Here is a 20889-nt window from a genome sequence, read left to right as displayed (position 1 = left end):
TAGGGGCTGGGCCGACGCCGCTTCGGCCGACCGCGCCCCGTCTTCGTCCTCCCGAGAAGACGATGGGTCCGGCGATTCAACCGTGGTCGTCGGCGGCGGTCCGGCGATGGTCTCCGGCATGAGCCGCGCGCTCGACGCGCTGATCGCGGCCGAGGAGACCCGTCGGCGCGCCTTGCCCGGAGCGGCAGGTGATCTCGATCCGCATGCCGATCGGCTTTCCTTGGCGTTGCGCGCCTCGCTGCCGAAACTCGCCGCGCCGGTCTCCACCGAGGCGCCGCGATCCGATACCGATCCCGAGTTGGCGAAAGCCTTACCCCTCCTTTCTCCGGTGCCGAGCCGCGGGCGCGACTGGGATGAAATCCGCGATCTCATCGAGGCTCTGTCGCGAGCGGGTCATCGGTCGAAGGACGGCGAAGGCCGCGAGGACAAGGCGGATCCCCGGGCTGAGATCCATCCCTGGCGTCCGGCCCGAACGGCATAAGGACCAAGCCGTGCGCAGGGCAGGCCTTGGCAGCCGGCGCGTCCGGCGCGTCCGGCGCCGGACGGGCCACACAGCCTCGTCGTGGCAAGGTCGCTGCCCGCTGTCTCCAGCATCGGTCCGCACGTCGCAACCGATTTTCGAAAAGCACGGTGCGGAGACTCAATCAGAGGACGCGCGCGTCGAGCGTGCGACATGTCTATCCCCCGGTCACGCTCATATGCCGGGACAGCGCGGGTTTGCGCGTCGCCCGGTCGATGATGAAATCATGTCCCTTCGGTTTGCGGCCGATCGCCTCGTCGATGGCATTCGACAGCAATGCATTGCTCTCGCTGGCCCTCAGCGGCGTCCGAAGGTCGGCGGCATCCTCCTGACCGAGGCACATGTAAAGCGTGCCGGTGCAGGTCAGACGAACGCGGTTGCAGCTTTCGCAGAAATTATGGGTGAGCGGCGTGATGAAACCGAGCTTGCCGCCGGTCTCCTCGACCGCGACATAGCGGGCCGGGCCGCCGGTCTTGTCAGGGATGTCGGTCAGGGTGAAGCGTTCCGCCAGATTGGCGCGAACCTCTGACAACGGCAGATACTGGTCGGTGCGGTCGCCTTCGATCTCGCCGAGCGGCATGGTCTCGATCAAGGTGAGATCCATGCCCTCGCCATGGGCCCATTCAACCATCGCCGGGATTTCGGTATCATTGAAACCTTTCAGCGCGACGGCGTTGAGCTTGATTCGGATGCCGGCCGCCTGGGCGGCCCGAATGCCGGCCATCACCTTGGCAAAATCGCCCCAGCGGGTGATCGCCTTGAACTTGTCGGGATCCATCGTGTCGAGGGACACATTGATCCGCTCGACGCCGCAATCGCCGAGTTCATCCGCAAAGCGCGCCAGCTGGGAGCCGTTGGTGGTCAGCGTCAACTCGTCGATGGCGCCGCTTCGCAGATGGCGCGACAAAGCGTGGATCAGATGCATGATGTTGCGCCGGACCAGCGGCTCGCCACCGGTCAGCCGCAGCTTGCGCACACCCTTTTCGACAAAGGCGGTGCACAGCCGGTCAAGCTCTTCGAGGGTCAGAAGATCCTGCCTTGGCAGGAAGGTCATGTTTTCCGCCATACAGTAGACGCATCGGAAGTCGCAGCGATCGGTGACCGACACCCTCAGATAGGTGACTGCCCGGCCGAACGGATCGATCATCTCGGTCGTCGGAGCGCGCGTCGCTCCCGGGCGGTCCAACACGTCACGGGCAATCGCCATACTCGAAAATGCGTCCTTCCAGCGGATCGTCGGCTTGCAATGCTGGTTGCGAATGTGGAATTGCGCAAGGATAGGGTCAAGCGGCCAGCTTCGATCAAGTCATTGGAAAATGGTATATCGACGTTTCGGCCGTGCGCCGGGAAAAGGGGCGATGGAGGCGATGAGCACGAAAATCGAAGCGCCGAGCGAGCTGCGTGTGGCTAAAGATCGCGCTCGTCTGTCCGTCACCTGGGTGGACGGGGCGCGGGACGAATTCTCCGCCGAGATGTTGCGCGTCCTGTCGCCGTCGGCGGAGGTGCGGGGCCATTCGGAGGCCGACCGCAAGACCGTGTCCGGCAAGAGGGCCGTGACGATCGCCGACCTTCAGCCGATCGGCCATTATGCCGTCAGGATCGTGTTCTCCGATGGCCATGACAGCGGGCTGTATTCCTGGACCTATCTGTCCGAACTCGGCCGTGAGGCGGAGGCGCGCTGGCAGGGCTATCTGGACGAGCTGGCGGCCAAGGGCCTGAAGCGGGACGCCTGAGTGGATCGCCCGCGGAGCCGGCCAGCCCGGCTCAATAAATCGTCTGCTTGAGCCGCTCGGGATAATGGGCGTCGTAGCTCGCGCCGTCGAAGCCTGCCATGCGCTCGGCCAGCATGTCGCCGGCGCTCGGCAGTGATTTGCGGTCGACGTGGCGGCTCGCATCCCACAGGCGCGAGCGCACCAGCGCCTTCTGGCACTGGAAATAGACCGTCTCGATACGAATCCGGATGACGCTGCGCGGCCGCTTGCCGTTGATTGCGAAACGCTCCAGCAGCGCCGATGCGATGTCGATCTCGGCCCGGCCGTTGACCCGCAAGGTCTCGCCGATGCCGGGAATCAGGAAGAGCAGGGCGACACGCGGATCGCGCACGATGTTTTTCAGCGTATCGGCGCGGTTGTTGCCCAGCCGGTCGGGCAGGAGCAGCGTTGCCTCATCATCGATGGCGACGAAACCGGCCGGATCGCCTCGGGGCGAACAGTCGAGCCCTTCGGGGCCGACGCTGGCGACCAGCACGAAGGGTGAGGCCTCGACGAGGGCGCGGTAATGGGGTGTCAGGTGATCGGCGACCTTGGCGAGCGACGGGGCGAGAGGCTCACCATAAAGCGCTTCGAGCTGATCGATCGATCGGATGAGGGTGTCGCTCATCGCCAAATTCCGATGCTTGATGGGCTGTCCGGCTTCGATGCGCTTCGCGACCTATCCTGTCAACGCGTGATGCGTCACGAAGACAATCAGGCCGAGTTGGAGCAGCCGAGCCCCCGGTTATGGGCGATCGGCCGCGCTCACCGAGCTTGGCCGCCTGGCCGATCGGATGACATTCAGACCGCCGCCTGGGCGCGCTTGAAGGCGTCCCGTGCCGTCACGCGTCCGATGAAGCTCTGAATGGCCTGACTTTGCGCCATCCGCGGGGCGCCGAATTGCGTCATCCACCAAAGCGCCGCCCCGACGGCGAGGTCTGCGGCCGTAAAGGTCTCGCCGGTGACGTAGGCAGCCCTGTCGAGCTGGCCCTCGACCGTATCGACGACATCGTCGTAGCTGCCCCAACCGACGGCATGCTTCGGCAAAGGCTCAGAATCCTTGCGCATCATCACGTCGACCGTCGCGGGTTCGAGACATGAGGGAGCGAAGAAGAGCCAGCGATAATAAATGGCCCGCGCGCTCGTCCCGATCTCAGGCGCCAGGGACGCCTCGGGAAAGCAGTCGGCGAGATGGGCGAGAATCGCCGCGCTTTCGGTCATGACCGTGCCGTCGGGCAAGATCAGCGTCGGCACTTTGCCCATCGGATTGATGGCGAGAAACGCCGGCGCGCGGTTCTCGCCCGCCTCTAAATCGATGGCCGCCAGTTCGTAGTCGGCCTGCACCTCTTCCAGCATCCACCGGGCCACAAAGGCGCGGGTTTGTGGTTTGAAATAAAGCTTGTAACGGCCCAACATGCGAATTCCTCCCGATTAGAGACCCTGCGTCCGATCGGACGCAGACAGGACGCTCTCACTCTTTCAATCGATGCATCGCGCTTGCCGAAAATCGATTCCGATTTTCGCGCCGATGCCATAGAACAAAAAGTGAATATCATGTCGAGGATGACCCGGCGAGTTCAATCGGCCGCGATATTTTGAAGGGGTCAGCCGCCGTCCGGCCATCAGAAAAGTGTCAGTTGAGCCGGTCCCTGCGCCAATTCGCCGCTCGCTTGTCGCGCACCTTCTGCGACGATCGTCAGCGTGCCGTCGGGCAATGGGCGTTGCAGGCGCGCGGCGTCTTCCCAAGGTCCATCGAGCCAGCGATCGATCTCGGCGGGTTCGGTGAGGATCACCGGCATCGCCTTGGGGTGCACGCGGCCGACCTCGGCATTCGGCGCGCAGGTGAGAAAGCCGAAGAGGTTCACCGTCACCGGCCCCTCCTTGACCTTGCGCACGCCGGTCCACTGGGTCCACAGGCCGGCGAAGACGGCAAGCGGACGGTTCTCGGACAAGGCGAACCACACCGGATGCTTCTGATCGCCGCGGTCGGCATATTCGCAAAAGCTGGTGAAGGGCACGACGCAGCGATGGGCGGTCGACAGAAACGGGCGCCAATGGGCGCTCTGGATGTTGCGGATGTTGGTGACGCCGGAATCGGCCTTGCGCGCCGCGGTCACGAAGGCCGGCGAGGGCATGCCCCAGCGCATCATCGTCAGCTCGCGCGCCCCCTCGACGGTTCGCACCACCGGCGCCTCGGTATCGGGAAAGATGCCCGGCAGCGGCGGCAGGTTGCCGGTGGTATCGCGCGCCGCATCGGTGAAATCGCGGATCGCCTGCTGGCCGGTCGTGACCGAATAAAGATTGCACATTCCCGCCTTCCTTCGACTGGCGACGGTGCGCTTCATATCGTCGATGAAGCACGTCCGCTCGGACGCGTGGTGTGTTAGCGCGTCTCAATCGACGCCGCGATCGCCGCCAAAGATTGGAACAGCAGAAAGGGGTCGTCCCTGCCGGGGCTGTCTCGCAAATCACAATACCTTTCTTCGCCAGGCGCTGCGAGCTTACAGACTTGCCGCCGTTCGCGCCGCCTGGTCGTAGTGGCCGGAGAGCAGGCGCAACAGATGGGCGATGTCCGACATGCGCTCCGCCGACAGGCCAAGCTCGGCAATGCCCTCGATGAGGATCTTTTCGCGCAGGTCGCGATAACGTTGGCAGGCCCGCTTGCCGGACGGGCTCACTTGGACGAGACGCTCCTTGCCGGTCTTCTCGCGCATCACCAGGGCTTTGGCCTCGAGCTTCTTGATGGCGTAGGTGACGAGATGGGTGTCCTCGATGCCGAGCACCAGGCAGATATCGGCCAGGCGCTTGGGCTTGCCGCGATGGGTAACGGCGTGCAGCACCAGAATTTCGGTCGCCGTCAGACCGGGTTCGCCGGCCGCCGTCATGCAGCGCACCATCCAGCGTTCGAAGGCGTGGCCGGAGAGGATCATGCCGAACTCAACCTCGGACAGGGCAGGCACCGCGCCATCGGCCAGATGCGAGGAGGAGACGATCGGGCCGATGGACTGGCCGGCCTCAGAGGTTGTCGCTGCCATCGTTAGCTCCCGGCAAACATGGTGCGCGGCAGGAACAGCGCGAGATCAGGGAAGAGCGCAAGCAGCAGCACCATCAGCGCCAGAATGGCGAAGAACGGCGCCGTCGCCCCGGCGATCTTGAAGATGTTCTGGCCGGTCAACCCCTGAATGACGAAGAGGTTGAAGCCGACGGGCGGGGTGATCTGCGCCATTTCGACGACGATGACGAGATAGATGCCGAACCAGACGAGGTCGAAGCCCGCCTGCTGCACCAGCGGCATGATCACCGAGGTGGTCAGGACGACCATCGAGATCCCGTCGAGGAAGCAGCCGAGCACCATGAAGAAAATCGTCAAGGCAACGAGGAGGGCATAGGGTGACAGGCCGAGCGAGCCGATCCAGCTCGCCAGCTCGCGCGGCAGGCCGGTGAAGCCCATGGCGGTCGTCACCAAGGCGGCGCCGGCGAGGATGAAGGTGATCATCGCCGAGACCCGGGTCGCGGCGATGAGGCCGTCCTTTAAGGCGGCGAAGGACAGGCCGCCCTGCGCCCGGGCGATGATCAGCGCCAGGACGACGCCGATGACGGCGGCCTCGGTCGGCGAGGCGATGCCGCCATAGATCGAGCCGATGACGCCGAGAATGAGCAGCACCGCCGGGGCGATCCGGAGCAGCGAGGCTAGGCGGCTTTCCTCAACGATGACGTCGGCGTCCTGCGGCATCAGCTCCGGTTTGAGCGTCGAGACGAGGGCGACATAGCCCATGAACAGCAAGGCCAAGACGATGCCGGGCAGGACGCCGGCGATGAACAGCCGCGAGATCGACTGTTCGACGGCCGCACCATAGACGATCAGGATAATCGAAGGCGGGATCAACAGGCCCAGCGTGCCCGAGCCGGCGAGCGAGCCGATGGCGATGGTTTCGTCGTAGCCGCGGGCCTTCAGCTCCGGCAGCGAAATCTTGCCGATGGTCTGGGTGGTGGCGGCCGAGGAGCCGGAGATCGCCGCGAAGATCGCGCAGCCGACGATGTTGACGTGGACGAGGCGGCCGGGCAGGCGGCGCATCAAGGGGGCGAGACCGGCGAAGAGATCGTCGGACAGGCGAGAGCGAAACAGGATCTCGCCCATCCAGATGAACATCGGCAGGGCCGTCAGATCCCAGGAGGTCGAGGCCGACCAGAACGAGGTGGCGAGGATCTGCGCGTCCGGCAGCACCGGCCGGGTCAACAGGGCAGCCAGTGCGGTCAGCGTCAGGGCGAGGGCCACCCAGAGGCCGAGCGCGAGGGCGCCGAAGAGAACGACGACGAGCAGGATCGAGAGGGTGAACATGTCCATCAGATGCTCTCCCCGCTACCCTGGATGCGGTCTTCGCCCTGGAAGGCGAGGACGGCCTCGTCGATAAGCGCGATGGTGAAAACGAGGAGGCCGAAGGCGAGACAGCCTTGTGGGATGACGAGCGGCGTGGCGACCAGGCCGTAGGAGACGTCGCCATAAGCGAAGCTCTTCATCGCGAATGCGGCGAGCGCATAGGTGGCAAAGCCCGACAGCGCGGCGCCGAGCAGGGCGACGAGCCCATCAACGATCTGGCGGAGCCGGGCCGGCAGGCGCTGGGTGGCGAGATCGACCCGGATGTGGACGTTTTTCGCCAGCGTGTCGGCAAGAGCAAGGAAGGTCGAGGCGCCCAGCAGGAAGCCGCCGATCTGCGCTAGACCCGGCACGGAAAAGCCCGTCGCCTGCGCCCCGGCAACGGTCAGCGCCCAATCGAGCAGCCGCGCGCCGATCTGCAGGGAAACGAGAACCAGGATGGCGACGAGGCAAAGCGCCGCCAGCCATCCCGCGGTGCGATAAAGCGTTTCGAGAGCGCGTCGCATCAAACCTCGCTGTGCTGGCTGTGGTTAAACCCGTATCGGGTCCGGTGAAGGCGGGCGGTTCGGCGCCTGCCAGTTGCTCCGGCGTCGTCCGAGGTCAGGCCCGCGCGTCTATCCAGGGCAAGCGCGCGGGCCGGGATTGCTTCGGCGGCCGATTACTTGCCGCCGTCATAGGCCTTCAAAAGCGCTTCGCCGTCGCTGCCGGCGCTCTTTTTCCAGGCTTCGGTCATCGTCTGGCCGATCTTTTCGAAGCTCGCCTTCAGATCGGCGGAGGGCTGTTCGACCTTGATGCCATTCTTCTCAAGCAGGGCGGTGGTGCGCTTGGTCTCCTCCTCGGAGGCCTTCCAGCCGCGCTTTTCGGCTTCCGCCGAAGCCTTGAGAATGACCTCCTGCGCCGTTTTCGGCAGGGATTCGAAGGCCTGTTCGTTGACCACCACGATGTTGCGCGGCCGCCAGGCATTCAAAAGATAGTAGTGGGAGAGATAGTCCCACGCCTTGGTGTCGACCCCGGTCGAAGGTGAGGTCATCATTACGGCGACACGGCCGGTGGAAAAGGCCGTCGGAACGTCGGCCTGCTCGACCTGGGTCGGGATCATCCCGGCGTCTTTGGCAAGCTCCTCGGTGAACTTGTTGTAGGCGCGGAAGCTCTTGCCTTCGAGCTCGGACATCTTGGTCACCGGCTCCTTGGTGTAGAGCCCCTGGGGTGGCCAGGCCACCGAGAACAACAGCTTCAGCCCCTGCCGCTTCAGCGCCTTTTCCATGAACGGCTTTTGCGCCTGATAGAGCTTCCAGGCCTGATCGTCGCTAGTCGCTAGGAACGGCACGGAATCGACCCCGAAGATCGGATCCTCGTTCGAGAGCCGCGAGGCCAGGAGTTCGCCGATCGGCACGATGCCGTCGCGCACCGCGTTCTTGATGTCGGCGTGTTTGATCAGCGACTGGTTCGGATGAACGGTGATCTTTACCGCATCGCCGGCGTCCTTGTTCACCTCTTCGACGAAGGTCGCGATGTTCTTTTCGTGGAAGTTCCCTTCCGGATAGGGCGTCGGCATGTCCCAGGCCGTCTGGGCGCTGGCGATCGACGGCAGGATCATGGCGGCGGCCGTCAGGAACAGGGTGGGCAAGTGCTTCACGGCGATCTCCCATTTTAGGTTCGATCCGAGAAGACTTCCACGGAATTTGCGTATAGTCAAATTCACTGGTAATCTGTCGATAATTTATCAGTAAATGTTCAACAAGTAGGCAGGATGCCCATCATGCAGGCAGGCAATCAGTCGCTCTCGAACGCTGTCGCGGATCAGCATGCGCGCTGGGATTTCTTCATCGATCGCGGCGGCACCTTCACCGACATCATCGGCAAGGCGCCGGACGGCTCGCTGCATCCCAAGAAGCTCCTGTCGGAAAATCCCGGCGCCTATGATGATGCCGCTTTGGAGGGAATTCGGCAGACCCTTGGCGTTCCCGCTGGCGACGCGATCCCGCCCGGGCGGATCGGCACGGTGCGCATGGGCACCACGGTTGCGACCAACGCGCTGTTGGAGCGCAAGGGCGACCGGACCCTGCTTTTGATCACCCGCGGCTTTCACGATGCGTTGAAGATCGCCTATCAGGCCCGGCCGGACATCTTTGCGAAGGAGATCATTCTCCCCGAGCAGCTCTATGAGCGGGTGGTCGAGATCCCGGAGCGGGTGCTTGCCGACGGCACGGTGGAGGTCGACCTCGATGAGGCGGCGACGCGCCATGCACTGCAGGCGGCAAAGGCCGACGGCATTGACGCGGTCGCCATCGTCTTCATGCATGCCTGGCGCTTTCCAGAGCACGAACAGGCCGCCAAGGGTTTGGCCGAGGCGGCGGGCTTCCAGCAGATTTCGGTCAGTCACGAGGTCTCGCCGCTGGTCAAGCTCGTCGGGCGCGGTGATACGACAGTGGTCGATGCTTATCTGACGCCGATCCTCAGGCGCTATGTCGACAAGGTGGCGAAGGCGCTCGGCGCCGAGACCGGGGATGCGGCGGCGCCTTCCTTGCAATTCATGATGTCCTCCGGCGGGCTGACGGCGGCCGAGATGTTCCAGGGCAAGGACGCGATCCTGTCCGGGCCGGCGGGCGGCGTCGTCGGGATGGCCGAGAGTGCGAAGGCGGCCGGTTTTGACAGGGTGATCGGCTTCGACATGGGGGGCACCTCGACCGACGTCACCCATTATGCCGGCGCCTATGAGCGGGCGCTCGATTCGGAGGTCGCCGGCGTGCGCATTCGCGCGCCTATGCTGCGCATCCACACGGTCGCGGCGGGCGGCGGTTCGATCCTGGCCGTCGATCAGGGCCGCTTCCAGGTCGGCCCGGCCTCGGCCGGCGCCCATCCGGGCCCTGCAGCCTACGGCAAAGGCGGCCCGCTCACCGTGACCGACGCCAATGTGATGCTCGGCAAGCTGAAGCCGGAGCTGTTTCCGGCGGTCTTCGGGCCGAACCAGGATCAACCGCTCGACGCTCAGGTGGTGCGCGAGAAGTTTCAGGATCTCGCCCGCTCGCTCGGCGACGGGCGTTCGCCCGAAGCGATCGCCGAAGGGTTCTTGACCATCGCCGTCGAGAACATGGCGAATGCGGTCAAGAAGATCTCGGTCCAACGCGGCTACGACGTCTCCCAATATCTGCTCAATTCCTTCGGCGGCGCCGGCGGCCAGCACGCCTGTCTCGTCGCCGACGCCTTGGCGATGGAAAGCGTCCTCGTCCATCCGATGTCGGGCCTCTTGTCGGCCTATGGCATCGGCCTGTCATCGCTGTTTGCCAGCCGCTCGCAGGCCCTCGTCGCCGAGCTTGCAGAGAGTTCGATTGCCGCAATCGCGGCCCTGGCCGACCGGTTGAAGGCGGAGACGGCCGCCGATGTCGAGGCCCAGGGCGTTGCCCCCGGCGGGCACCACACCGACGTGCTTTTGCAGCTGCGCTACGACGGCACCGACACCACCTTGCCGGTCGTCTATGACGGCGATCTCGCAGCGGCGCGCCAGGGCTTTGAGGCCGCCCACAAGGCGCAGTTCGGCTTCGTCTATCCGGGGCGTTCGATCACCGTGGAGACGGTGTCGGTGGAAACCAGCGAGATGCCGAAGGAGAGCGCGGACGAGGCCGCAACAGCCGAAACCGGCGAGGCATCGCTCAGCGCCGCGACCGGCCGTTTCTTCACCGGCGGGGCGGAGCGCGAGGCAACGATCATTCGGCGGGAGAATTTTTGTCCCGGCGCCGCGGTGACAGGCCCGGCGCTGATCGTCGAGCCGAACCAGACCATCGTCGTCGAGCCCGGCTGGGCGGCGCAAGCGACGCCGCGCGACGACGTGTTGTTGACCCGCATCGAAAAAAAGCCGCGGCTGGCGGCGCTTGGCACGGCGAGCGGGCACGACGGCGAGGGCGCCGATCCGGTGCTGCTTGAAGTGTTCAACAACCTGTTCATGTCGATCGCCGAGCAGATGGGCGTGACACTGCAGAACACCGCCTCGTCCGTGAACATCAAGGAACGGCTCGATTTTTCCTGCGCGGTGTTCGACGCCAAAGGGGCGCTGGTCGCCAACGCCCCGCATATGCCGGTGCATCTTGGTTCGATGGATCGCTCGGTCGAAGCGATCATCGCTCAGAATGCGGGGGCGATCCGCCCCGGCGACGTCTTTGCCCTCAACGCCCCCTATAATGGCGGCACCCATCTGCCGGACATCACCGTGGTGACGCCGGTCTTTGACGATGCGCAGACGTCGATCCTGTTTTATGTCGCCTCGCGCGGCCACCATGCCGATATCGGCGGCATCGCGCCGGGCTCGATGACCCCGCGCGCCACCAAGGTTGACGAAGAGGGCGTGCTGATCGACAATTTGAAGCTTGTCGACCGGGGCGCCTTCCAAGAGGACGCGCTGCGGCGTGTCCTCACCGATCATCCCTATCCGGCGCGCAATCCGGATCAGAATGTCGCCGACCTCAAGGCGCAGATCGCGGCGAACGAGAAGGGTGTCGCCGAACTGCGGCGGATGGTCGAGAGCTTCGGCCTCGATACCGTGCGCGCCTATATGGATTTCGTTCAAGATAACGCCGCCGAGGCGGTGCGCGAGTTGATCGCGACGCTCGCCGACTGCGAATACTCCTATCCGACCGATTCCGGTCAGGAGATCAAGGTCAGGATCACCGTCGATCGCGAGGCCCGCCAGGCGACGGTCGATTTCACCGGCACGTCGCCGTCGATCGACAACAATTTCAATGCCCCCGAGCCGGTGACCCGGGCAGCGGTCCTCTATGTCTTCCGGGTGATGGTGGAAAAGCCGATCCCGATGAATGCCGGCTGCCTCAAACCGGTGACGATCCTCGTGCCGGAAGGCTCGATGCTGAAGCCGCACTATCCGGCGGCCGTCGTCGCCGGCAATGTCGAGACCTCCCAGCACGTCACCAACGCGTTGTTCGGCGCCTTCGAGGCGCTGTCGAACTCGGAAGGGACGATGAACAATCTCACCTTCGGCGACGAGCGCTACCAGTATTACGAGACGATCTGCTCCGGTTCGCCGGCCGGCCGCACGAATGCCGGCGAGAGCTTTGCCGGCACGTCCGGCGTTCATGTCCACATGACCAATTCGCGGCTGACCGATCCGGAAATCCTCGAAATGCGCTATCCGGTGGTGCTGGAGGACTTCCACATTCGCCCCGGCTCGGGCGGCGTCGGCGAAAAGCGCGGCGGCGACGGCACCAAGCGCACCATCCGGTTCTTGAAGGAGATGGACTGCGCGATCCTCTCCTCCCACCGCACCCAGCCGCCCAAGGGGATTGCCGGCGGCGCGCCGGGCGAGCTGGGCCGCACCGAGGTGCGGCGTCTCGATGGCTCGTTGGAGGAACTTGCCGGCTGCGACCAGACCGTCCTCAAAGCCGGCGAGGCGGTGATCGTCACGACGCCGACGCCGGGCGGCTACGGCCCGTCCAACTGACGGCAGCCGGTGCCCGGCGGCTTTCGAATCTTCGGTTCGAGGCCCGGCGGCATGGCGTCCGGCAACGACGACTTCGGGCGGCGCGGCTCTCGACATCGCGCCGCTTTGATGCCACTTGAACGGCCATGAAGATCGACGTCAAAATCTGCGGGCTGTCGACGCCCGAGACCCTCGAGGCCGCGCTCACGCGCGGGGCGAGCCATGTTGGCTTCATTCATTTCGCCAAGAGCCCGCGGCATTTGGAGATCGCGCCGATGGCCGATCTCGTGCGCCGCGTCGACGGCCGGGCCGAGACGGTGATCGTCAGCGTCGATCCGGATGACGCGTTGGTCGATCGCATGGCCAACGAGGTTCGGCCCGATTGCTTGCAGCTCCACGGCAGGGAGACGCCGGAGCGCGTTGCGGCGGTCAGAGCTGCGACTGGCATCAAGGTGATGAAGGCCCTCTCGATCGCCGAACGCGCTGATCTCGATGCGGTCGCCACCTATCGCGGTGTCGCTGACCGGCTTCTTCTCGATTCCAAGCGTCCAAAAGGATCGCAGCTTCCGGGCGGCAACGGCGTGTCCTTCGACTGGACGCTGCTGGCCCTGCTCGACCCGGAGATTTCCTATATCTTGTCGGGCGGCCTCGACGCGGCCAATGTCGGCGAGGCACTGCGCATCGCGCACCCCGCCGGGATCGACGTTTCTTCCGGCGTCGAGAGCGCTCCGGGCATCAAGGACATCACCCGCATCCACGCCTTCTTCGACGCGCTGGACGACATCGCCGCGGACACAGACAGCAGAAAGGCCAGTGCCTTATGAACCAGATTGAGCCCAACTCCTTCCGCGCCGGTCCCGACGAGGACGGTCGTTTCGGATTGTTCGGCGGTCGTTTCGTCGCTGAAACCTTGATGCCGCTGATTCTCGATCTCGAAGAGGCCTGGAAGACGGCGCAGGGCGATCCCGCCTTCAAGGCCGAACTCGACGGCCTCAACAGCCATTACACCGGCCGCCCGTCGCCGCTCTATTTCGCCGAGCGGCTGACCGAGGAGCTCGGCGGCGCGAAGATCTATTTCAAGCGCGACGAGCTGAACCACACCGGTTCGCACAAGATCAACAATTGTCTTGGCCAGATCCTCTTGGCCCGCAAGATGGGCAAGACCCGGATCATCGCCGAGACCGGCGCCGGCCAGCATGGCGTGGCGACGGCGACGGTCTGCGCGCGTTTCGGTCTGCCCTGCGTCGTCTATATGGGCGCGACCGATGTCGAGCGGCAGGCGCCGAACGTCTTCCGCATGAAGCTTTTGGGCGCCGAGGTGATCCCGGTCACCGCCGGCCACGGCACGCTCAAGGACGCGATGAACGAGGCCCTGCGCGACTGGGTGACCAATGTCGAATCGACCTATTACCTGATTGGTACGGCCGCCGGCCCGCATCCCTATCCGGAGCTGGTGCGCGAATTCCAGAGCGTCATCGGCAAGGAAGCCAAGGAGCAGATCCTGGCGATCGAAGGCCGGCTGCCGGACATGCTGGTCGCCGCCGTCGGCGGGGGGTCCAATGCGATCGGTCTGTTCCATCCCTTCCTCGACGACAAGGATGTCGCGATCGTCGGCGTCGAGGCGGGTGGCAAGGGGCTCGACGGCGAAGAGCATTGCGCCTCGCTGACCGCCGGCTCACCGGGCGTCCTGCACGGCAACCGCACCTATCTGCTCCAGGATGGCGACGGCCAGATCAAGGAAGGCCACTCGATCTCGGCCGGTCTGGATTATCCGGGTATCGGGCCGGAGCATTCCTATCTGAAGGACACCGGCCGGGTCGAATATGTGCCGATCATGGACGAGGAGGCGCTGAAGGCCTTCCAGATGCTGACCCGCACCGAAGGCATCATCCCGGCCCTGGAGCCGTCCCATGCGCTCGCCGAGGTGATCAAGCGCGCACCGACCATGGGCAAGGACCAGATCATCGTGATGAATCTGTGCGGCCGGGGCGACAAGGACGTCCACACAGTCGCCAAGCATCTCGGGATGAATCTTTAAGCACGGCGAGCGATCCGGCGGGCGGGCGATCGCACCGGGTTTGTCGCGCCTGACCGCCCACGCGCGAGAGGGTCATTGCCAGAACGCCGTTCGTGATCATCTGCAGGGTCGGCCAGGGCCGGTTGGAGATCCTGCCGGTTTGGGATCAGCGGGCCGGGCGGTCGCAGGATTGGCCGCGACGGCGCCGCTTCGGCACGATGTTAATGCGATCATCCGCGGAGGGAAAGGGCGCTTATGACCGAAGTTATCGAGATCCACGTCACCTGTCCGTCACTGCTCGACGCGCGCGAGATCGCCCACCGGCTGCTCGACGATAGGCTCGCCGCTTGCTGCAACATGCCGATCAAGGAAATGGACAGCCGCTTTCATTGGAAGGGCAAGCAGGAGCGGCAGGACGAGTGGCTGTTGACTGCCAAGACCCGTGCTGATCTCTTCGATGCGGCCGCAGCCGCGATCCGCGAGATCCATCCTTACGAGACGCCGGCGATCTTCGGGTTTAAGGTCGATCTCGTCGACGCGGCGACGGCGGCCTGGGTCGATGAGTCCTGCCGTCCGGCCTGAGCGCTGCGGACCCGATGCCAGACGGGCGGGCCCAGGATGGTTCAGAAGGCCGCTTCCGAATTGCGGAGGAACGCTGTCGCAGACGCGTTTGGCGCGTCCGCGCGGTGGGCCCGCTCCGGGACGTCATCAGCCCGCCTTGGCGCTTGGCAGAGCCTTGGTGGATGGCGTAAGGAACGCGGCAATCGTTGCCGAAAGTCTAAAACTCGGTCGCCTTGCCACTGCCGCACGTCCGGTGCCCCGTTCGAAAGCTCACCATGACGACCCGTATCGAAGCCCGTTTTTCGCGTCTGAAGGACGACAACCGTCCGGCCCTCGTCACCTTCGTCATGGCGGGCGATCCGGACCATGAGACGGCGCTCGACATCGTCAAGGCGTTGCCTGCGGCTGGCGCTGACGTCATCGAGCTCGGCATGCCGTTTTCCGATCCGATGGCCGACGGGCCGGCGATTCAGAAGGCCGGGCTGCGGGCGCTGAAGGCTGGCGCCAGTCTGAACAAGACGCTGGCACTGGTGTCCGAGTTTCGCCAAGTGGACGATACGACGCCGATCATTTTGATGGGCTATTTCAATCCGATCTACATCTACGGCGTTGAGGCCTTCGTCGCCGACGCGCTGAAGGTTGGCGTCGACGGGCTGATCGTCGTCGACCTGCCGCCGGAGATGGACAGCGAGCTCTGCCTGCCGGCGCTGAATGCCGGGTTGAATTTCATCCGGCTCGCCACGCCCACCACCGACGACAAGCGCCTGCCGACGGTTTTGCAGAACACCTCCGGCTTCGTCTATTACGTCTCGATCACCGGCATCACCGGATCGGCCGCGCCCGATGCCGGCAAGGTCGCGGCGGCGGTCGACCGGATCAAACGTCATACCGATCTGCCGGTCTGCGTCGGCTTCGGCGTCAGAACCGCGGAGCAGGCGGCCGAGATCGGCCGCAATGCCGATGGCGTCGTCGTCGGCTCGGCCCTCGTCGCGGCGATCGAGTCGAGCCTGGAGACCGGCGGCGGCACGGCGGCGGTGAGCGCTGTCACCAAGATCGTCTCCGACATGGCCGCGGGCGTCAGATCCGTCAGCCTTGCGAAGGCTTGAGCCAGCCGCCATCTGCCGTGAACCGACGCCGCGCTAAGTTCCGAACCTGCGAAAGACAGTACCTGCCGTGAACTGGATCACCAACTACGTCCGCCCGAAGATCTCCAGCCTGCTGGCCGCCCGGCAGACGCCCGAAAATCTCTGGATCAAATGTCCCGAGACCGGTGAGATGGTCTTCCATAAGGATCTGGAAGCGAACCAGTGGGTGGTCCCGTCGTCCGGATTCCACATGCGGATCCGGGCGAAGGATCGGCTCAATCATTTCTTCGATGATGGCGCCTACGACCTCCTCGATCTGCCGACGGCAGCCCATGACCCGCTGAAGTTTCGCGATCAGAAGCGCTATGTCGACCGGCTGAAGGAAAACCGCGTCAAAGCCGAGGTGGACGATGCCGTGATCGTCGCCAAGGGGGCGATCGAGGGCCTGCCGATCGTCGCGACGGTGCAGGATTTCGCCTTTATGGGCGGTTCGCTCGGCATGGCCGCGGGCGAGGCGATCATCACGGGCTTCGAGGCCGCGATCGCCGACCGGCGCCCGCTGGTGCTGTTTTCGGCCTCGGGCGGGGCCCGCATGCAGGAGGGCATTTTGTCGCTGATGCAGCTGCCGCGCACCACGGTCGCGCTGGAAATGCTGAAAGAGGCGGGGCTGCCCTATATCGTCGTCCTCACCAACCCGACGGCCGGCGGCGTCTCCGCCTCTTATGCCATGCTCGGCGATGTCCATATTGCAGAGCCGGGCGCGGTGATCGGCTTTGCCGGGGCCCGCGTCATTGAGCAGACGATCCGCGAGAAGCTTCCCGAAGGCTTCCAGCGCGCCGAATATCTGATGGAGCACGGCATGGTCGACATGGTCGTCCATCGCCATGAGCTGAAGAGCAAGATCGCGACGCTTCTGAAGCTTTTGACCAAAACGCCGGCCGAACCCGTCGCCGGCCTGTTGCCGGATGCGTCGGAAGCTTGGGAGGCCGCGACGCCGGCCAAGGATGCTGAAGCTGCCGAGGATGGGCAACACGACGAGGCCGCACCTGCGGCCTGACGCGTTTCCTTTTGCATCCGGACAAGCGCTGGCGTAACACGCCGCGATGACCACAAGCTCACTTGCCACGGCTGAAATCGAGGCCCTGCTCGGCCGCCATCCCAAAGGCTTCGACCTGTCGCTGGAGCGGATAAGACGGCTGCTCACGGTTTTGGGAGACCCGCATCTCAGGCTGCCGCCGACGATCCATGTCGCTGGCACCAACGGCAAGGGCTCGGTGACTGCCTTTTCGCGCGCCATCCTCGAAGCGGACGGGCGCGCCGTCCACACCCACACCTCGCCGCATCTCGTCCATTGGCATGAGCGCTACCGGCTCGCCGATCCCTCGGGCGGCGGCTCGCAGCTCGTCTCGGACGCGGTGCTCGCCAAGGCCGTGCGGCAGGCGGCCGCCGCCAATGACGATCAGCCGATCACCGTTTTCGAGATCCTCACCGCCGTCACCTTCATGCTGTTTGCCGAGTATCCGGCCGACATCGCCTTGGTCGAGGTCGGACTCGGCGGCCGGTTCGATGCGACCAACGTCATCGAGACGCCGGCAGTCAGCGTCATCACCGCGATCTCCCTCGATCATCAGTCGTTTCTCGGCGATCGGGTGGAGTTGATCGCCGCCGAAAAGGGCGGAATCATCAAGCCCGGCGTTCCCGTCGTCATCGGCCAGCAGGCCGAACAGGTGGCGCTCGACGTCTTGACCAGTATCGCCGACCGGGTCGGGGCGCCGATCTCGGTCTATGGCCAGGATTTCTTCGCCTACGAGGAACACGGCCGGATGGTCTATCAGGACGATCTCGGCTTGTTGGACCTGCCGCTACCACGCCTGCCGGGGCGCCATCAGCTCACCAACGCGGCCACGGCGATCGCGGCCTTGCGCCAATCGCCATTCGCGCCGTCGGATGCGGCGATCGAGGCCGGGATGACCAAGGTCGACTGGTCCGGGCGCATGCAGCGCATGACCAGCGGCCCGCTGATCGACATCGTTCCCGAGGGCGCGGAGATCTGGCTGGATGGCGGCCACAATCCGGGCGCGGGCGTCGCAATCGCGGAGACCCTCGCCGATATGGAGGAGCGGGTCTCGCGGCCGCTCTTTTTGATCGTCGGGATGATCAACACCAAGGAGCCGGTCGGCTTCTTCTCCGCCTTTGCCGGCATGGCCCGGCGGGTCTTCACCGTGCCGATCGGCATGAGCGAATCCGGCATCGATCCGGACGAATTGGCCGATGCCGCGATCGAGGCGGGGCTCGATGCCGAGCCATGCGACAGCGTCGAGGAGGCGATCCATCTCATCTCGGCCAATTGGCAGGCGATCGTGGCGCCGCGCTTCGTCATTTGCGGCTCGCTCTACCTGGTCGGCGAGGTGCTCGGCCAGACCGGCTTGGCGCCGCGCTGAAATCAGGCGTTCCGCTCGAGGGCAGCTTGGCGTCGGCGTCGGCGGCGCCTGATCGATACTGCCCCATGGGCGCTCGCACCGCAGCCCCAGCCGACGATGAAGCCGAATAGGGCGAAGAGGACGCCGTCGCCGGTGGTCGGGATCGCTGGCCGGTAATCGTCGCCGGTGCGTTTGACCAGCGGCCAATCGGGTGCCTGCAGCAGCTCGAAGGGCCGCATGACCGGCGCGGACCCGAGCATCGTGCGATACTGGGCTGCAAGTTCGCGATAGCGTTGCTGGTTGATCTCGGCATTGCGGCCCTGGCGGGCGGCGAGCGTGTCGGCGCTGGCTTTCAGCTTGGCGATCGCCGTGTCGGGGGGCAGCTGTTCGGCCCTCGCGCTGGCATCGAATCGCTCGACCACCGCCCGCATTTCGTCAGTGGCGCCGCCAAGCCGCTGCAGATATTGCTGGGAGAACTCCGCCGACTGGCTGAACAGGCCGCCGATCAGAATGCCAGGAACGATGCGGGCGACAAGAGCGATCAGCGGCGTGTCCTCCCTCGTTCAATCTCTGTGGCCTGAAACCGGCGGCGGAGGTCGCGATCGGCCATGGCGTGCGTTCCGTTGAGAAGAGGTCAGCTGAGCTTAGAGCGCCCTATCTGCGTCCCATCGGACGCAGATAGGGCGCTCTCACTCTCAAAATTGACGCATCGGCCCGAAAATCGATTCCGCTTTTCGCGCCGATGCTGTCGCTGTCTGGTTCCGGTATTTGCTGGAGCGGGTTGACGGTGCAGCGTTCGGGCTGAGAGTCCCGGATTTTGCAGATGAACCCGTCGGGGGTAAGACCCTTGAGGGGTCTTGAGCCTGCGGGCGACATTGTCGGCGACAACGACGTCAGCGAAATGCTGCCGGAGCTGGTCGTGGCTCTCGTCGTCGAAGCGCTTGACCGTAGCCGCCTGATGGCGCGGTTCATCCTCTCGGGCCGTCCATTGATTGGTCCATGGATATTTGGCCTTGGCCCTGCGGTGCTTGATATCAGTCCTGGCGCAGGCATCCTTGGAGGCATGCGCCCGAAAGTCTCGCCGTCGGCGATAGCTTCCCTGATCAGCGGGACAGCCGACTGGACTTGCCCCGGAAAGAGGAAACTGGCGCCAATCCGGCGGGGGGCAGCGGTGAAACGATGTCCCCGAACGTCACAGCCAATCTTCACCAACTGGCTGCGATGTATTTCATTTCGACATATTCGAGCATTCCGTGCCTTCCGCCTTCCCTGCCCAGTCCGCTTTGCTTCATACCGCCAAAGGGCGCCGCAGCGTCCGAGACGATTCCTCGGTTCACACCGACCATGCCAGACTCGATCTCTCCAGCAACAAAAAATGCTCTCTTGTGATCCGCGCTATAGATGTATGAGACCAGCCCGTATTCGGTGTTGTTGGCCAATGCGATCACTTCTTCCTGCGTCTCGAACGGGATGATTGCGGCGACCGGGCCGAAAATCTCTTCATTGAGGATGTCAGAGCCCGGCACAACCTCCGAGAGGACGGTCGGAGGATAGAAATAACCAGGCCCTGCAATCTTCGTTCCACCCGTGACGATCTTTGCGCCGCGATTGACCGCGTCGAGAACGAGCCGTTCAACCTTCGCCACAGCGGCCGGCGTAATCAGGGGCCCGAGTTGGATGCCGGCGTCCAATCCCCGCCCCACTTTCAAGGCGCTCATTTCGTCCGTCAGTCTCTGAACGAAGGCATCATAGATGCCACGCTGGACGTAAAACCGATTGGCGGCGGTGCATGCCTCACCGCCATTTCGCATCTTCGCCACCATCGCGCCTGCGACCGCGCTTTCCAGGTCGGCGTCGTCAAACACGATGAACGGAGCATTGCCTCCAAGCTCCATGGAGCTGCTGATAACCTGATCTGCAGCCTCCTTAAGCAGGATTTTGCCAACCCCAGTCGATCCTGTGAAAGACAGCTTGCGCACACGGGGATCATGCAACATCGCATTCACGACCTCACCGGCGGAGGTGGTCGTGACGATATTGACGACGCCGGCAGGCACGCCAGCTTCGAGCATAATCGCCCCAATCGCGAGCGCCGTTAGAGGCGTTTCCGCCGCGGGCTTAAGGATGCAGGTGCACCCGGCTGCAAGCGCCGGCGCAATCTTTCGGGTCGCCATTGCCGCCGGGAAATTCCAGGGCGTAATCAAGACGGCAACGCCAATCGGCTGATGCTGAACGACGATGCGATTTGCGCCGGAGGGCGCGATCGCCAACTCGCTAAAATCTCGCGGAGACTCCTCCGCATACCAGCGGAAGAATTCGGCGGCGTAGGAGACCTCGCCGCGGGCATCCGGCAAAGCCTTGCCGTTCTCCGCCGTAATCAGCCTCGCCAGAAACTCGGCGCGCTCCGTCATCAGGTGGAAGCATCGCATAAGAATATCAGAGCGCTGGCGCGGCGACTTCGCCTTCCAGCCCTCGGCTGCTGAAGCGGCAGCAGCCACGGCACGCAATCCGTCGTCCTGGGTTCCATTGACGACGGATGCGATCTTTGAGCCGTCGGCTGGATCAATGACATCAAACCAATTCGAATTGGTTCCGCCCGACCAATCTCCATCGATGAGCATTGTGTTCGGAGCCCGTGAAGCAAGTTCAAGAGCGCTTTCCGCTTCGATGCTCGACTCGAGACCAACCGTCTTCGGCATGACATTTTCTCCAGGGAGAGTAGCGTTTATTTG

19 protein-coding genes are annotated in these 20889 nt (G+C 64.4%); 9 read left to right on the top strand and 10 right to left on the bottom strand.

The features are described 5' to 3' along the window. Positions 1–82 precede the first annotated feature (82 nt). Positions 83–481: a hypothetical protein gene (locus J1C48_RS02540; protein ID WP_207256065.1), complete on the top strand. Its 399-nt coding sequence runs from the start codon at positions 83–85 to the stop codon at positions 479–481. A gap of 196 nt (positions 482–677) precedes the next feature. Here the strand turns inward: J1C48_RS02540 and moaA are convergent, their stop codons facing one another. Further along, on the bottom strand, positions 678–1727 hold the full coding sequence (moaA, locus tag J1C48_RS02535) for a GTP 3',8-cyclase MoaA (protein WP_207256064.1): 1050 nt from the start codon (positions 1725–1727) through the stop codon (positions 678–680). A 160-nt stretch (positions 1728–1887) separates the two neighbouring features. Here moaA and J1C48_RS02530 point away from each other — a divergent pair, with 160 nt between their 5' ends. Then, a complete protein-coding gene (locus J1C48_RS02530; RefSeq protein WP_207256063.1) occupies positions 1888–2253 on the top strand; it encodes a gamma-butyrobetaine hydroxylase family protein in 366 nt (121 codons plus the stop codon). Between the two features lie 31 nt (positions 2254–2284). Here J1C48_RS02530 and J1C48_RS02525 read toward each other — a convergent pair whose 3' ends face one another. From J1C48_RS02525 to J1C48_RS02495, 7 genes are all read right to left on the bottom strand, one after another. Further along, the gene (locus J1C48_RS02525; protein ID WP_207256062.1) at positions 2285–2899 is read right to left on the bottom strand and encodes a pyridoxamine 5'-phosphate oxidase family protein; all 615 of its coding nucleotides are present in this window, start codon (positions 2897–2899) and stop codon (positions 2285–2287) included. Between the two features lie 173 nt (positions 2900–3072). Continuing rightward, positions 3073–3687: a glutathione S-transferase family protein gene (locus tag J1C48_RS02520; protein ID WP_207256061.1), complete on the bottom strand. Its 615-nt coding sequence runs from the start codon at positions 3685–3687 to the stop codon at positions 3073–3075. A 206-nt stretch (positions 3688–3893) separates the two neighbouring features. Continuing rightward, complete coding sequence (locus J1C48_RS02515; protein WP_207256060.1) at positions 3894–4580, bottom strand: SOS response-associated peptidase; 687 nt, start codon at positions 4578–4580, stop codon at positions 3894–3896. Positions 4581–4772: 192 nt separating this feature from the next. Further along, a complete protein-coding gene (locus tag J1C48_RS02510) occupies positions 4773–5306 on the bottom strand; it encodes a winged helix DNA-binding protein (protein ID WP_207256059.1) in 534 nt (177 codons plus the stop codon). A gap of 2 nt (positions 5307–5308) precedes the next feature. Further along, positions 5309–6616: a TRAP transporter large permease gene (locus J1C48_RS02505; protein ID WP_207256058.1), complete on the bottom strand. Its 1308-nt coding sequence runs from the start codon at positions 6614–6616 to the stop codon at positions 5309–5311. Beyond that, complete coding sequence (locus J1C48_RS02500; protein ID WP_207256057.1) at positions 6616–7152, bottom strand: TRAP transporter small permease; 537 nt, start codon at positions 7150–7152, stop codon at positions 6616–6618. Before J1C48_RS02500 ends, J1C48_RS02505 begins: the two co-directional genes overlap by 1 nt. A 152-nt stretch (positions 7153–7304) precedes the next feature. Beyond that, positions 7305–8282: a TRAP transporter substrate-binding protein gene (locus tag J1C48_RS02495; RefSeq protein WP_231081531.1), complete on the bottom strand. Its 978-nt coding sequence runs from the start codon at positions 8280–8282 to the stop codon at positions 7305–7307. Positions 8283–8405: 123 nt separating this feature from the next. Here J1C48_RS02495 and J1C48_RS02490 point away from each other — a divergent pair, with 123 nt between their 5' ends. The 7 genes from J1C48_RS02490 (at position 8406) to J1C48_RS02460 (ending at position 18178) form a co-directional block, all read left to right on the top strand. Next, a complete protein-coding gene (locus J1C48_RS02490) occupies positions 8406–12095 on the top strand; it encodes a hydantoinase B/oxoprolinase family protein (RefSeq protein ID WP_207256056.1) in 3690 nt (1229 codons plus the stop codon). Between the two features lie 125 nt (positions 12096–12220). Further along, positions 12221–12898, top strand: coding sequence for a phosphoribosylanthranilate isomerase (locus tag J1C48_RS02485; protein ID WP_207256055.1), 678 nt, complete (start codon positions 12221–12223; stop codon positions 12896–12898). Further along, complete coding sequence (gene trpB / locus J1C48_RS02480) at positions 12895–14112, top strand: tryptophan synthase subunit beta (RefSeq protein ID WP_207256054.1); 1218 nt, start codon at positions 12895–12897, stop codon at positions 14110–14112. Before J1C48_RS02485 ends, trpB begins: the two co-directional genes overlap by 4 nt. A gap of 234 nt (positions 14113–14346) precedes the next feature. Next, positions 14347–14673: a divalent-cation tolerance protein CutA gene (gene cutA, locus J1C48_RS02475; RefSeq protein WP_207256053.1), complete on the top strand. Its 327-nt coding sequence runs from the start codon at positions 14347–14349 to the stop codon at positions 14671–14673. 254 nt (positions 14674–14927) lie between these two features. After that, entirely contained in the window at positions 14928–15758 is an 831-nt protein-coding gene (trpA, locus tag J1C48_RS02470) for a tryptophan synthase subunit alpha (protein ID WP_207256052.1), read from the top strand. 67 nt (positions 15759–15825) lie between these two features. Next, a complete protein-coding gene (gene accD / locus J1C48_RS02465) occupies positions 15826–16794 on the top strand; it encodes an acetyl-CoA carboxylase, carboxyltransferase subunit beta (RefSeq protein WP_207256051.1) in 969 nt (322 codons plus the stop codon). Between the two features lie 46 nt (positions 16795–16840). After that, positions 16841–18178, top strand: a complete 1338-nt coding sequence (locus J1C48_RS02460) for a bifunctional folylpolyglutamate synthase/dihydrofolate synthase (protein WP_207256050.1) — start codon at positions 16841–16843, stop codon at positions 18176–18178. A 2-nt stretch (positions 18179–18180) separates the two neighbouring features. Here J1C48_RS02460 and J1C48_RS02455 read toward each other — a convergent pair whose 3' ends face one another. Next, complete coding sequence (locus tag J1C48_RS02455) at positions 18181–18654, bottom strand: DUF2937 family protein (RefSeq protein WP_343217676.1); 474 nt, start codon at positions 18652–18654, stop codon at positions 18181–18183. Positions 18655–19362: 708 nt separating this feature from the next. Next, positions 19363–20856: an NAD-dependent succinate-semialdehyde dehydrogenase gene (locus J1C48_RS02450; RefSeq protein ID WP_207256049.1), complete on the bottom strand. Its 1494-nt coding sequence runs from the start codon at positions 20854–20856 to the stop codon at positions 19363–19365. Positions 20857–20889: the final 33 nt, after the last annotated feature.

The organism is Jiella flava (assembly GCF_017349315.1).
Taxonomy (GTDB): domain Bacteria; phylum Pseudomonadota; class Alphaproteobacteria; order Rhizobiales; family Rhizobiaceae; genus Jiella; species Jiella flava.
This window is presented reverse-complemented; position numbering and strand designations above follow the sequence as displayed.